The following is a 13288-nucleotide window of genomic DNA, read 5'->3' as shown; positions in this document are numbered from 1 at the left end:
ACCCATCATGAACGACAAACTGACACCCTTGCGCGAGCAGATCGACGCCATCGATGCCCAGATCCTCGACCTGTTGAACCAGCGCGCCAAAGTGGCGCAGCAGGTCGGCCACGTCAAGGCCGAGACCAACGCCCCGGTATTCCGTCCCGAACGCGAGGCGCAGGTGCTGCGCGGCGTGGCCGAGCGCAATCCCGGGCCGATGGGCGACACCGAGCTGCAAACCATCTGGCGCGAGATCATGTCCGCCTGCCGCTCGCTGGAGAAACGCGTCACCATCGCCTTCCTCGGCCCGGCCGGCACCTACACCGAGCAGGCCGCGTACCAGCAGTTCGGCACCGCCGTCGATGTGCTGCCTTGCTCGTCGATCGACGAAGTGTTCCGCGCCACCGAGGCCGGCACCGCCGAATTCGGCGTGGTGCCGGTCGAGAACTCGACCGAAGGCGCCATCGGCCGCACGCTGGACCTGCTGCTGCATACCTCGCTGTCGATCAGCGGCGAAGTGTCGCTGGCGGTGCGCCACAGCCTGCTGACCGGCACCGGCAATATGGACGGCGTCACCGCCATCTGCGCCCACGCGCAGGCGCTGGCGCAGTGCCAGATCTGGCTGAACAACAACTACCCGGACATCGAGCGCCGCGCCGTCTCGTCCAACGCCGAGGCGGCCCGCATGGCGCGCGACGACCACAGCATCGCCGCCATCGCCGGCGAGCGCGCGGGCGTGCGCTACAGCCTGGGCACGGTCAAGGCCAACATCCAGGACGATCCGCACAACCGCACCCGCTTCGCCGTGATCGGCCAGTTGCAGGCCGGCCCGTCGGGCAAGGACCGCACCTCGCTGGCGCTGGCCGCGCCGCACAAGGCCGGTTCGATCTACCGCCTGCTTGGTTCGCTGGCCCGCCACAATGTGTCGATGACGCGCTTCGAGTCGCGCCCGGCCCGCACCGGCACGTGGGAGTACTACTTCTACGTCGACGTCGAAGGCCATGTGCAGGACGAAGGCGTGGCCAAGGCGCTGGAAGAATTGCAAGGCAATGCCGCCTTCTTCAAGGTGCTGGGTTCCTACCCGGTCAGCCTGACCTAATTTTCACTTCAAAATAGAGAGAGATCATGCCCAAGAACTACGGCCCCGAATACGTCCGCGCTATCGCTCCTTACCAGGCCGGCAAACCGATTGCGGAAGTCGCGCGCGAATTTGGCCTCGATGAAGCAGCCATCGTCAAGCTGGCGTCGAACGAGAACCCGTTCGGCGTGCCGCCGTCGGCAGTGCAGGCGATGACCGCCGCCGCCGCGGACCTGGGCCGCTACCCGGACGCCAACGGTTTCGACTTGAAGGGCGCGCTGTCCAAGCGCTACGACGTGCCGGCCGAGTGGATCACGCTGGGCAATGGCAGCAACGACATCCTGGAAATCGCCGCCCACGCCTTCGTTGAGCGCGGCCAGTCGGTGGTGTACTCGCAGTACTCGTTCGCCGTGTACGCGCTGGCGACCCAGGGCGTCGGTGCGCGCCACATCGTGGTCCCGGCCAAGGACTACGGCCATGACCTGCCGGCCATGCTGGCCGCGATCCAGGACGACACGCGCCTGGTCTTCATCGCCAACCCGAACAACCCGACCGGCACCTTCATCCCGGCCGCCGACATCCAGGCCTTCCTGGACCAGGTGCCGGCCAATGTGGTGGTGGTGCTGGACGAGGCCTACAACGAATTCCTGGCGCAAGAAAACCAGTTCGAATCGGCTTCCTGGGTCAAGAAGTATCCCAACCTGCTGGTCTCGCGCACCTTCTCCAAGGCTTACGGCCTGGCCGGTTTGCGCGTGGGCTTCGGCATCGCCCAGCCGGCGTTGACGGACCTGATGAACCGCATCCGCCAGCCGTTCAACGTCAACTCGATGGCGCAGGCAGCGGCCATCGCGGCGCTCAACGACAAGGCCTTCCTGGCGCAGAGCGCGACCAACAACGCCGCCGGCTACCAGCAGTTCACCGAGGCGTTCGACAAACTGGGCCTGCAGTATGTGCCGTCGTACGGCAATTTCGTGCTGGTCAAGGTCGGCGACGATGCGGGCGCCGGCGCGCGCGTCAACCTGGCGCTGTTGAAGCAGGGCGTGATCGTGCGTCCGGTCGGTAACTACGGCCTGCCGGAGTGGCTGCGCATTTCCATCGGCCTGCCGCAGGAGAACGCGGTGCTGATCGCGGCGCTGACCAAGGCATTGGCGGAGTAAGAATGTTGAACAAGGTCGTCATCTTTGGCGTGGGCCTGATCGGCGGATCGTTTGCGCGGTCGCTGAAGAAGGCCGGCGCCGTCGGCAGCGTGGTCGGCATGGGGCGGTCCGCCGCCTCGCTGAAACGCGCGCAGGAGTTGGGCATCATCGACGTCATCGGTGTAGCCGATGCGGGCGGTGGCGGCTGCACGATGGCCGAGGCGCTGGACGGCGCCGACCTGGTGCTGCTGGCCGCGCCGGTGGCGCAGACCGAAGCGATCCTGGCGGCGCTTGCGCCGCATTTGCAGCCTGGTACCGTGGTCACCGACGCCGGCAGCACCAAGTGCGACGTGGTGGCCTCGGCGCGGCGCGCGCTGGGCGGCAAGATCGCCCAGTTCGTGCCGGGCCATCCGATCGCCGGCCGCGAGACCAATGGTCCCGAGGCGGCGATCGACGATCTGTACGTCGGCAAGAAGGTGGTGCTGACGGCATTGGATGAAAACGCGGCGGTGGATGTCGAGCGTGTGGCGGCCGCGTGGCGCGCCTGCGATGCGATCATCCATCGTTTGACGCCGCAAGAACATGACAAGGTGTTTGCCGCCGTAAGCCATTTGCCGCATTTGCTGGCGTATGCGCTGGTGGACGACATCGCGAACAAACCGCATGCAGATTTACTGTTCCAGTATGCGGCCAGCGGCTTCCGCGATTTCACAAGGATCGCGGGATCGTCGCCCGAAATGTGGCGCGACATTAGCCTGGCCAACCAGTCGGCGTTGTTGACGGAGCTGGATGCTTATCTGGCACAATTGACGGGCCTGCGCGCCCGTCTGGCCGCCGGTGACGGGGCAGGGCTGGAGAGCGTGTACAGCAACGCCCAGCGCGCCCGCCACCAGTGGATTACAGCGATCGAGGCGGCCGAGGCGCCGCCGAACCCCGCAAACCAAGGGGGCTGACCCCGTGGGGTCAGACCCCGGCCGCCGCGCAGTGCGGGTTTTGCGGGCGCCGCACACTTTAGAACGGAACAGCATGAACCACGAATTTATCGATCTCCAACCCGTCGCCCATGTTCAAGGCGCGGTGCGCCTGCCAGGCTCCAAATCCATCTCCAACCGCATCCTGCTGTTGTCCGCGCTATCGCAGGGCGACGTCGCCATCGTCGACCTGCTGGCCTCGGACGACACGGCCGTCATGCTGGCCGCGCTGCGCTCGCTGGGCGTGCAGTGGACCGAAGAGAAAACCGCCACCGGCACCATCCACCACGTCAAGGGCGTGGCCGGCGTGCTGCCGAACAAATCGGCCGATCTCTTCATGGGCAACGCCGGCACCGCGATCCGTCCGCTGACCGCGGCGTTGGCCGTGATCGGCGGCGACTACACGCTGCACGGCGTGCCGCGCATGCACGAGCGTCCGATCGGCGACCTGGTCGATGCGCTGAACGCCGCCGGCACCAACGTCGAATACACCGGCAACCCAGGCTTCCCGCCGCTGCACATCAAGCAGGGCAAGATCCACGCGCAGCGCCTGTCGGTGCGCGGCGATGTGTCCAGCCAGTTCCTGACCGCGCTGCTGATGGTGGCGCCGCTGATGGCGCGCGAACACGCGATCTCCATCGACGTGGTCGGCGAGCTGATCTCCAAGCCCTACATCGAAATCACGCTGAACCTGATCCGCCGCTTCGGCGTGACGGTCGAGCAGAACGGCTGGGAGTCGTTCACCATCCAGCCCGGCCAGGTCTACCAGTCGCCGGGCACCATCCACGTCGAAGGCGATGCCTCGTCGGCGTCCTACTTCCTGGCGGCCGGCGCGATCGCCGGCGGCCCGGTGCGGGTCGAAGGCGTGGGCAAGGACAGCATCCAGGGCGACGTGCGCTTCGCCGCCGCGCTGGAGCAGATGGGCGTGCAGATCACCATGGGCGACAACTGGATCGAGGCCAAATCGAACGGCGTGCTGAAAGCCATCGACGCCGACTTCAACCACATCCCCGATGCGGCGATGACCATCGCCATCGCCGCGCTGTACGCCGACGGCACCAGCACGCTGCGCAACATCGCCAGCTGGCGGGTCAAGGAAACCGACCGCATCGCCGCCATGGCGATCGAGCTGCGCAAGGTCGGCGCCATCGTGGAGGAGGGGGCCGACTACATCAAGGTCACGCCGCCTGCCGTCATCACGCCTGCTACTATCGACACCTACGACGATCACCGCATGGCGATGTGCTTCTCGCTGGTGTCGCTGGACGGCGCCGCGCGCAAGGGTAATGTCATGCGCATCAACGATCCTAAATGCGTGGGCAAGACCTTCCCCGAGTATTTCGCGGCATTTGCCGCTATAGCAAAATAAATAAAGTAGATTAAATGGTAACTTCCGCAATTCCAGTCATCACCATCGACGGCCCTACCGCATCCGGCAAGGGCACTGTCGCGCATCGCGTCGCCGATAAGCTCGGCTTCCACTACCTGGATTCGGGTGCCCTGTACCGTTTGACGGCGCTGTCGGCCATCCGCCGCGGCACCGACCTGAACGACGAGCACGCGCTGGCCAAGCTGGCCGAGCACCTGCAGTGCAGTTTCCAGGGCGGCGACATCATCCTGTCGCACGAAAACGTCAGCGAGGCCATCCGTGCCGAGGAGGTCGGCAACACCGCTTCAAAAATTGCAACATTCCACGCAGTGCGCCACGCGCTGCTGGGGCTGCAGCTGGGATTCCGCAAGGCTCCCGGCGTGGTGGCCGACGGCCGCGACATGGGCTCGGTGATCTTCCCGAACGCCGTGTTGAAGGTGTTTTTGACCGCCAGTGTGGCGGCCCGTGCGGAACGCCGCTATAAGCAATTGATTGGCAAAGGAATTTCTGCTAATATGGAAGACCTACTGATGGATTTGCAGGCGCGTGACGATCGGGATACGAACCGGACCATCGCGCCGCTGGTCCCCGCAGAGGGGGCGCATGTGCTCGATACCTCGAATTTGACCGCTGATGAAGCGGTTGCCCAGGTGTTGCAGTGGTATGCGGCCATCGGTAAATAGCTGGTGTTGCGGTCGCTCTGATGTCCGCAACGTTTATTAACCCTAACCCAACTGAAGTCGCATATCGCGAGCCTTGTTGGTAACCTGGAAGTTACAATGTCTAATATGGAAAGTTTTGCAGCCCTCTTCGAAGAATCCCTGTCGCGTCAAGACATGCGTTCGGGCGAAGTGATCTCGGCTGAAGTCGTTCGTCTGGATCACAACTTCGTGATCGTCAACGCCGGCCTGAAATCGGAAGCATTCATCCCTGTTGAAGAATTCAAGAACGACCACGGCGAACTGGAAGTCAAAGTAGGCGACTTCGTTTCCGTGGCGATCGAATCGCTGGAAAACGGTTTCGGCGATACCATCCTGTCGCGCGACAAAGCCAAGCGTCTGGCTTCGTGGCTGGCACTGGAAAAAGCAATGGAATCGGGCGAAATCGTCGTCGGTACCGTCAATGGTAAAGTCAAGGGCGGCCTGACCGTTCTGACCAACGGCATCCGCGCGTTCCTGCCAGGCTCCCTGGTTGACACCCGTCCAGTTAAAGACACCACCCCATTCGAAGGCAAGACCCTCGAATTCAAAGTGATCAAACTGGATCGCAAGCGTAACAACGTGGTTCTGTCCCGCCGCGCCGTCATCGAAGCTTCGATGGGCGAAGAGCGTCAGAAACTGATGGAAACCCTGAAAGAAGGCACCGTGGTTACCGGCGTCGTCAAAAATATCACCGACTACGGCGCGTTCGTGGATCTGGGCGGTATCGACGGCCTGCTGCACATCACCGACCTGGCATGGCGTCGTGTGCGTCACCCATCGGAAGTGCTGACCGTTGGCCAGGAAATCACCGCCAAGGTTCTGAAGTACGATCAAGAGAAGAACCGTGTGTCCCTGGGCGTCAAGCAACTGGGCGACGATCCTTGGACCGGTCTGTCCCGTCGTTACCCACAAAGCACCCGTCTGTTCGGTAAAGTAACGAACCTGACCGACTACGGCGCGTTCGTTGAAGTTGAACAGGGCATCGAAGGCCTGGTTCACGTTTCCGAAATGGATTGGACCAACAAAAACGTCGCTCCAAACAAAGTTGTCCAGCTGGGCGACGAAGTTGAAGTGATGGTTCTGGAAATCGACGAAGAGCGTCGCCGTATTTCGCTGGGCATGAAACAGTGCAAAGCAAATCCATGGGATGACTTCGGCGTTACCCACAAGAAGGGCGATAAAGTCCGTGGCGCGATCAAATCGATCACCGACTTCGGCGTGTTCATCGGCCTGGCCGGCAACATCGACGGCCTGGTACACCTGTCCGACCTGTCCTGGACCGAAACCGGCGAAGAAGCCGTGCGTCGCTTCAAGAAAGGTGACGAACTGGAAGCCATCGTTCTGGCCATCGACGTTGAGCGCGAGCGCGTTTCCCTGGGCGTCAAGCAACTGGAAGGCGATCCATTCAACAACTTCGCAGCCATGAACGACAAGGGCGCACTGGTAACCGGCACCGTTAAATCGGTTGAGCCTAAAGGCGCCGTGATCCAACTGTCCGAAGAAGTTGAAGGCTACCTGCGTGCATCCGAAATCTCCCGCGACCGCGTGGAAGATGCCGGTACCCACCTGAAGGTTGGCGATTCCGTTGAAGCCCTGGTCATCAACATCGATCGCAAAGCTCGCAGCATCCAGCTGTCGATCAAAGCGAAAGACAATGTCGAGACCCAGGAAGCCATGCAGAAAATGGCAGCGACCGACAACAACGCAGCTTCGGGCACCACCAGCCTGGGCGCGCTGTTGAAAGCCAAGTTCGATAACAAGAACTAAGAACTAGTCGATGACTAAGTCCGAATTGATCAACCGCCTGGCTGAGCGTTATTCTCAGCTGGTGGCCAAAGATGCGGAGTATGCCGTCAAGACCATTCTGGATGCGATGACCAACGCCCTGGCGACCGGTCAACGCATCGAGATCCGCGGTTTTGGCAGTTTTGCTCTGAATAGCCGGCCACCGCGTATCGGACGTAATCCGAAGTCGGGCGACAAAGTGATGGTGCCCGAAAAACGGGTGCCTCACTTCAAGCCGGGCAAGCAATTGCGCGAGCGGGTTGATGCGATGGTCGGGCAACCGATCATTGAGGACTGAAGCGTCTGATGAGTTAAAATAAAAGCGGCGTCTACGGATGCCGCTTTTTTTTAGAAATACTGAACAGGAAACCTGGCTAATGAAATTCATATCCACGATTATTGGATTCGTTCTTTTCGTCCTGTTTTTTGGCTTTGCCCTGAAGAACACGCAGGAAGTCGATCTGCATTTCTTCCTTCACTACGATCTGCACGGACCGCTGGTCCTGATGCTGCTGGGCTTCTTTGTGGCCGGCGCCTTCCTGGGCGTGCTGGCACTGACGCCGACCGTGTTCCGCCACCGCCGCGAAACGAACAAGCACAAAACCACGATCACCACGCTGCAATCGACCGCGCTGCAAGCCAACGCCCAGCCGCAGCCGGACAGCGTCAATACACAATAAACGCACAATAAAAAATACAAAGCATGGAATTCGAACTCTGGTGGTTATTGGGGATCCCGGTCTTCTTCGGACTGGGTTGGGTCGCCGCGCGCGTCGATATACGTCAACTGGTGTCGGAATCGCGCACGCTGCCGCGCGGTTATTTCAAGGGCTTGAACTTCCTGCTCAACGAGCAGCCGGACAAGGCCATCGACGCCTTCATCGAGATCGTCCGCATGGACCCGGAAACGGCCGACATGCACTTCGCGCTGGGGAATCTGTTCCGCCGCCGCGGCGAGACCGAACGCGCCATCCGCGTGCACCAGAACCTGCTGTCGCGTCCCGACCTGCCGCAGGAGCAGAAGGAGCATGCGCAATATGAACTGGGCATGGATTACCTGAAGGCCGGCCTGCTGGATCGTGCCGAGGAAACCTTCAACGCCATGGTCAGCGGCCAGTACGCCGTGCAGGCGCGCCGCGCGCTGCTGGAGATCTTCCAGCGCGAAAAGGAATGGCCGCGCGCCATCGAGGCGGCGCTGGGCTTGCAGGAATCGGGCGCCGGTTCGCGCCAGAAGGAAATCGCGCAGTTCTACTGCGAGCTGGCGCAGGACGCGCTGGTGCACATGCATCCGGAACAAGCCTTGCCGCTGCTGGAGAAGTCGCTGCAGGCGGACCGCGTCAATGTGCGCGCCACCATGCTGAGCGGCGATGCCCAGCTGGCGCAGGGCGAGGTCGAAGCCGCGCTGCTGACCTGGCGCCGCGTCGAGCAGATCAGCGTGCCGCATACGGCGCTGGTGGCGCAGCGCATCATGGATGCCTACCGCAAGGTCGGCCGTCCGCAGGAAGGCGTCAACCTGCTCAAATCGTATCTGGAACAGGCTTCGTCGATCGACCTGATCGAAGTGGTGTACAAGGCGGTGCTGGAGCTGGACGGCGTGGACGCCGCCAAGCAGCTGGTCAGCAATGAGCTGCGCCGCACGCCGACCCTGCTGGGCCTGGACAAATTGCTGGAGGCGCGCCTGATGGATGCGCCGGCCAACCTGGTGCCTGAACTGTCGATGGTGAAGAACCTGGTACACGGTTATACGCAGAAGCTGGCGCGCTATCAGTGCAGCCACTGTGGTTTCAAGGCGCGCCAGTTCTACTGGCAGTGCCCGGGATGCAGCCGCTGGGAGACCTACCCGCCGCGCCGCACCGAAGAACTCAACGTCATGAATTAAGAAGAGCACCAACATGAAAATCACCATCATCGGCACCGGCTATGTAGGCCTCGTCACCGGCGCTTGCCTCGCCGAACTGGGTAACGACGTTTTCTGCCTCGACGTCGACCAGAAGAAAATCGACCTGCTGAACAACGGCGGCATCCCTATCCATGAGCCGGGCCTGGAAGAAGTGGTCGCGCGCAACCGCGCCGCCGGCCGTCTGCAGTTCTCCACCGACGTCGCGGCCTCGGTCGCCCACGGCTGCCTGCAATTCATCGCCGTCGGCACGCCGCCGGACGAAGACGGCTCGGCCGACCTGCAATACGTGCTGGCCGCCGCCAAGAATATCGGCAAGTACATGACCGAGTTCAAGGTCATCGTCGACAAGTCGACCGTGCCGGTCGGCACCGCCGACCGCGTCAAGGCCGCCGTGCAGGCTGAGCTGGCCACGCGCGGCGACGCCTCCAAGTTCTCGGTGGTGTCGAATCCCGAGTTCCTGAAAGAGGGCGCGGCGGTGGAAGACTTCATGCGTCCCGACCGCATCGTCATCGGCTGCGACAGCACGCCGGAAGGCGAGAAGGCCCACGGCCTGATGAAGAAACTGTACACGCCGTTCAACCGCAACCACGAACGCACCTTCTGGATGGACGTGCGCTCGGCCGAGTTCACCAAGTACGCCGCCAACGCCATGCTGGCGACCCGCATCTCGTTCATGAACGAACTGGCCAACCTGGCCGACCAGGTGGGTGTGGACATCGAGGCGGTCCGCCACGGCATCGGTTCCGATCCGCGCATCGGCCACAGCTTCCTGTACGCCGGCGCCGGCTACGGTGGTTCCTGCTTCCCGAAAGACGTGCAGGCGCTGGAGCGCACCGCGCGCCAGTACGACCAGGACCTGCTGATCCTGCGCGCGGTGGAAGCGGTCAACGACAAGCAAAAGCTGGTGCTGGGCCAGAAAGTGGTCAAGCGCTTCGGCGAGGATTTGAGCGGCAAGCACTTCGCCATCTGGGGCCTGGCCTTCAAGCCGAACACCGACGACATGCGCGAAGCCCCGGCCCGCGTGCTGGTCAAGCAGCTGCTGGACGGCGGCGCGACGGTGGCGGTCTACGACCCGGTGGCGATGACCGAAGCCAGGCGCGTGCTGGAGCTGGACCTGACTGCCGACGAAATGACGCGCATCCGTTTCGCCACCACGCCGATGGACACGCTGACCGGCGCCGAGGCGCTGGTGATCGTCACCGAATGGAAGGCCTTCCGCAGCCCGGACTTCGACCGCATCAAGTCGTCGCTGAAGCAAGCCATCATCTTCGACGGCCGCAACCTGTTCGAGCCGGAAGTGATGGCCGAAGCAGGCTTTGAATACCACGGCATCGGCCGTTCCATCCTGACCCGCGTTTAAACGAGGTATCTGTGAGCACCAACGTCACGACTTATCAAGCACCGGCACTGGATAAAGTGCGCATCCTGGTGGTAGGCGATGTCATGCTGGACCGTTACTGGTTCGGCGATGTCAGCCGCATTTCGCCGGAAGCGCCGGTGCCTATCGTTCGCATCGAGAAGCGCGAAGCGCGCCTGGGCGGCGCCGCCAACGTGGCGCGCAACGCCGCAGCGCTGGGCGCGCGCGCCGGCCTGCTGGGCGTGGTCGGCGCCGACGAAGCCGGCAACGAAGTGGAGCAGATGCTGCAAAGCGGCGGCATCCACAGCTACCTGAAGCGCGACGAGGCGATTTCCACCATCATCAAGCTGCGCGTGATCGGCCGCCAGCAGCAGATGGTGCGCATCGACTTCGAGGAAGCGCCGACCGACACCGTGCTGCGCGACAAGCTGCTGCAGTTCAAGGCGCTGCTGGCCGACTACGACGTGATCGTGCTGTCGGACTACGCCAAGGGTTCGCTGGTCAACGTGGCCGACATGATCGCTTCGGCGCGGGCCGCCGGCAAGGTGGTGATGGTCGACCCGAAAGGCGACGACTTCACCCGCTACGCCGGCGCCACCGTGCTGACCCCGAACAAATCGGAAATGAAGCGCATCGTCGGCAGCTGGAACAGCGAAGAGCAATTGACCGCCAAGGCGCAGCAACTGCGTACCGAACTGAAACTGGATGCGTTGTTGCTGACCCGCTCGGAAGAGGGCATGACCCTGTACACCGACGGCGAGCAATTCCACATGCCGGCGCAGGCGCGCGAGGTGTTCGACGTGTCCGGCGCCGGCGATACGGTGATCGCCACCATGGCCGCCATGCTGGGCGCAGGCGTGGGCTGGAATGAAGCGGTGCAGACGGCCAACCGCGCCGGCGGCATCGTGGTCGGCAAGCTGGGTACGGCGACGGTCACGCGCGAGGAGTTGTTCAGCCTTTGAGCGATGTCATCAAAGCTTCATGGATTTTCTGTCAACCGTCGTCGAGGCTGGCCGTTAAGGGTGTTCAAGGCGCGGTTGTCGCCCTTGCTTTTCACCCACCGTCATGGAGATTGAGACATGTTCAAGAAAATTTTGCTGGCAGTTGCGACCCTGATCGTAACCATGGGCTTCGCTTTCGCGCAGGTCGACGTCAACAAGGCTGACGCCGCCGCGCTGGATGCGGTCAAGGGCATCGGTCCGGTCAAATCGAAGGCCATCCTGGAAGAGCGTAAAAAAGGCGATTTCAAGGATTGGGCGGACTTCGAGAAGCGCGTGAAGGGCATCGGCGAGAAAAGCGCCGTCAAGCTGTCGCAAGCCGGCCTGGTAGTGAACGGCAAGCCACTGGACGGCGCGCCGGCCGCAGCGGCACCGGCCGTCAAGGCCGATAAAGCCGCCGACAAGGCAGCCGCCAAAGCCGACAAGGCCGCAGCGAAAGCCGCCAAGGCCGACAAAGCCGCAGCAGCTTCCACGCCAGCCGCTCCGCCTGCCAAGTAATTCCGCAGTTGCTGAAACCCACCAGCCTGAACGCGCTCAAGATCGCGTTCAGCGCAGGTGGGTTTTTTTGTTGATGATTTGTTTCCGAACGTAAATTACTCACGGTTACGTGAGAAGATATTGCGACCATTTCACCGGAGACAGCAGATGCATAAAAATTCGCTCATCTTGTCCGCACTGACCGTGCTGGCCGCCGTGCCCGCCGTCGCGGCCACCCCCGACACAGCCCGCCACCAGGCCCAGATCGACCAGATCGTCCAGGAGATTTCTCCGGCCCGCATCGAAGGCTATATCAACAAGCTGGTTGGTTTCCGCACGCGCCACACGATGTCGGACACGGTCTCCGAGACCGAAGGCATAGGCGCGGCACGGCGCTGGATCAAGAGCGAACTGGAGCGCTGCGGCGCGTCCCAGGGCGGCCGCCTGCAAGTGGCGTTCGACAGCCACATCGCGCCGGTCTCCGCGCGCATCAGCCGTCCGACCGAGATCGTCAACGTGGTGGCGACCTTGCCGGGCACGCAGCCCGCGTCCGTGGATCGGATGTACGTGGTCAGCGGCCACTACGACTCGCGCAACACCGACATCATGGACGCAAAGGGCGACGCGCCCGGCGCCAACGACGACGCCTCCGGCACCGCAGCCGTGATGGAGATGGCCTGCGTGATGGCCAAGTACAAATTCGACGCCACGCTGGTGTTCATGACGGTGGCGGCGGAAGAGCAGGGCTTGCTGGGCGCGGCGCACTGGGCCGAGCAGGCCAAACAGAAAAACCTGAACATCGCCGGCATGTTCACCAACGATATTATCGGCAGCTCGCGCGACGAGCACGGCAAGGTCGACAACACGCAAGTGCGCTTGTTCGCCGAAGGCTTGCCGGTGCAGAAGGAAAACAGCGACGCCGTGCGCACCTTGATCCAGACCGGCGGCGAGAACGATTCGCTGTCGCGCCAGCTGGCGCGGGCGGTGAAGGAAGCGGGCGAGCGTTATGTGCCGAAGTTCAAGGTCAACGTCATCCAGCGCCGCGACCGCTACCTGCGCGGCGGCGACCACATGCCGTTCCTGGAGCGCGGTTATGCGGCGCTGCGCTTCACCGAGCCGGCCGAGGATTTCAATCACCAGCACCAGAACATCCGCACCGAGAAAGGCGTGCTGATCGGCGACCTGCCGCAGTACGACGACTTCAACTACATCGCCCAGGTGGCGCGGGTGAACGCGGCGGCCTTGTCTTCGCTGTCGCTGGCGCCGGCCGCGCCGGCCAAGGTGCAGGTGCGCACCGCCAAGCTGCAGAACGATACCGAGCTGGTATGGCAGGCCAACGCCGAGCCGGACCTGGCGGGCTACCGCATCGTCTGGCGCGACACCTCGTCGGCCGAATGGCAGGGCAGCCAGTTCGTCGGCAAGGCCACCGAGTTCACGCTGCCGCTGTCGAAGGACAACTACTACTTCGGCGTGCAAGCCATCGACAACGACGGCAACACCAGTCCGGCCAGCTATCCGACGCCGCTGCGGTGAT

General features: G+C 62.8%; 13 protein-coding genes. All 13 read left to right on the top strand.

The window, feature by feature from the left end:
• The first annotated feature begins 7 nt into the window (after nt 1-7).
• Nucleotides 8-1081: a prephenate dehydratase gene (gene pheA, locus V6M89_RS19430; protein WP_332854711.1), complete on the top strand. Its 1074-nt coding sequence runs from the start codon at nt 8-10 to the stop codon at nt 1079-1081.
• Between the two features lie 26 nt (nt 1082-1107).
• Complete coding sequence (hisC, locus tag V6M89_RS19425) at nt 1108-2217, top strand: histidinol-phosphate transaminase (protein WP_332854710.1); 1110 nt, start codon at nt 1108-1110, stop codon at nt 2215-2217.
• Between the two features lie 2 nt (nt 2218-2219).
• Nucleotides 2220-3149, top strand: coding sequence for a prephenate dehydrogenase (locus V6M89_RS19420; RefSeq protein WP_332854709.1), 930 nt, complete (start codon nt 2220-2222; stop codon nt 3147-3149).
• Between the two features lie 73 nt (nt 3150-3222).
• Nucleotides 3223-4536, top strand: a complete 1314-nt coding sequence (gene aroA / locus V6M89_RS19415) for a 3-phosphoshikimate 1-carboxyvinyltransferase (protein WP_332854708.1) — start codon at nt 3223-3225, stop codon at nt 4534-4536.
• Between the two features lie 14 nt (nt 4537-4550).
• On the top strand, nt 4551-5219 hold the full coding sequence (gene cmk / locus V6M89_RS19410; protein ID WP_332854707.1) for a (d)CMP kinase: 669 nt from the start codon (nt 4551-4553) through the stop codon (nt 5217-5219).
• A 105-nt stretch (nt 5220-5324) separates the two neighbouring features.
• Nucleotides 5325-7004 carry a 30S ribosomal protein S1 gene (rpsA, locus tag V6M89_RS19405; protein ID WP_020705490.1) on the top strand — a complete coding sequence of 560 codons (1680 nt, stop codon included), beginning with the start codon at nt 5325-5327 and terminating at the stop codon, nt 7002-7004.
• Nucleotides 7005-7014: 10 nt separating this feature from the next.
• Nucleotides 7015-7320: an integration host factor subunit beta gene (locus V6M89_RS19400; RefSeq protein ID WP_008446215.1), complete on the top strand. Its 306-nt coding sequence runs from the start codon at nt 7015-7017 to the stop codon at nt 7318-7320.
• A gap of 79 nt (nt 7321-7399) precedes the next feature.
• Nucleotides 7400-7702, top strand: coding sequence for a LapA family protein (locus V6M89_RS19395; protein ID WP_116992872.1), 303 nt, complete (start codon nt 7400-7402; stop codon nt 7700-7702).
• A 23-nt stretch (nt 7703-7725) separates the two neighbouring features.
• Entirely contained in the window at nt 7726-8901 is a 1176-nt protein-coding gene (gene lapB, locus V6M89_RS19390) for a lipopolysaccharide assembly protein LapB (RefSeq protein WP_332854706.1), read from the top strand.
• A gap of 13 nt (nt 8902-8914) precedes the next feature.
• Nucleotides 8915-10282, top strand: a complete 1368-nt coding sequence (locus V6M89_RS19385) for a UDP-glucose dehydrogenase family protein (protein ID WP_332854705.1) — start codon at nt 8915-8917, stop codon at nt 10280-10282.
• An 11-nt stretch (nt 10283-10293) separates the two neighbouring features.
• On the top strand, nt 10294-11241 hold the full coding sequence (rfaE1, locus tag V6M89_RS19380) for a D-glycero-beta-D-manno-heptose-7-phosphate kinase (RefSeq protein ID WP_332854704.1): 948 nt from the start codon (nt 10294-10296) through the stop codon (nt 11239-11241).
• A gap of 117 nt (nt 11242-11358) precedes the next feature.
• Nucleotides 11359-11775 carry a ComEA family DNA-binding protein gene (locus tag V6M89_RS19375; RefSeq protein ID WP_332854703.1) on the top strand — a complete coding sequence of 139 codons (417 nt, stop codon included), beginning with the start codon at nt 11359-11361 and terminating at the stop codon, nt 11773-11775.
• A gap of 147 nt (nt 11776-11922) precedes the next feature.
• On the top strand, nt 11923-13287 hold the full coding sequence (locus V6M89_RS19370) for a M28 family metallopeptidase (protein WP_332854702.1): 1365 nt from the start codon (nt 11923-11925) through the stop codon (nt 13285-13287).
• The last annotated feature ends 1 nt before the right edge of the window (nt 13288 follow it).

Origin of the sequence: Duganella sp. S19_KUP01_CR8 (assembly GCF_036688705.1) — a bacterium.
Lineage (GTDB): Bacteria > Pseudomonadota > Gammaproteobacteria > Burkholderiales > Burkholderiaceae_D > Rugamonas.
Note: the sequence above shows the minus strand (reverse complement) of the source record. Positions and strands in the feature narration are given on the sequence as shown.

Bases quoted from the DNA above. Each gene is read 5' to 3' on its own strand.
- pheA (WP_332854711.1), top strand. From the start codon at position 8: ATGAACGACAAACTGACACCCTTGCGCGAGCAGATCGACGCCATCGAT.
- hisC (WP_332854710.1), top strand. From the start codon at position 1,108: ATGCCCAAGAACTACGGCCCCGAATACGTCCGCGCTATCGCTCCTTAC.
- V6M89_RS19420 (WP_332854709.1), top strand. From the start codon at position 2,220: ATGTTGAACAAGGTCGTCATCTTTGGCGTGGGCCTGATCGGCGGATCG.
- aroA (WP_332854708.1), top strand. From the start codon at position 3,223: ATGAACCACGAATTTATCGATCTCCAACCCGTCGCCCATGTTCAAGGC.
- cmk (WP_332854707.1), top strand. From the start codon at position 4,551: ATGGTAACTTCCGCAATTCCAGTCATCACCATCGACGGCCCTACCGCA.
- rpsA (WP_020705490.1), top strand. From the start codon at position 5,325: ATGGAAAGTTTTGCAGCCCTCTTCGAAGAATCCCTGTCGCGTCAAGAC.
- V6M89_RS19400 (WP_008446215.1), top strand. From the start codon at position 7,015: ATGACTAAGTCCGAATTGATCAACCGCCTGGCTGAGCGTTATTCTCAG.
- V6M89_RS19395 (WP_116992872.1), top strand. From the start codon at position 7,400: ATGAAATTCATATCCACGATTATTGGATTCGTTCTTTTCGTCCTGTTT.
- lapB (WP_332854706.1), top strand. From the start codon at position 7,726: ATGGAATTCGAACTCTGGTGGTTATTGGGGATCCCGGTCTTCTTCGGA.
- V6M89_RS19385 (WP_332854705.1), top strand. From the start codon at position 8,915: ATGAAAATCACCATCATCGGCACCGGCTATGTAGGCCTCGTCACCGGC.
- V6M89_RS19375 (WP_332854703.1), top strand. From the start codon at position 11,359: ATGTTCAAGAAAATTTTGCTGGCAGTTGCGACCCTGATCGTAACCATG.
- V6M89_RS19370 (WP_332854702.1), top strand. From the start codon at position 11,923: ATGCATAAAAATTCGCTCATCTTGTCCGCACTGACCGTGCTGGCCGCC.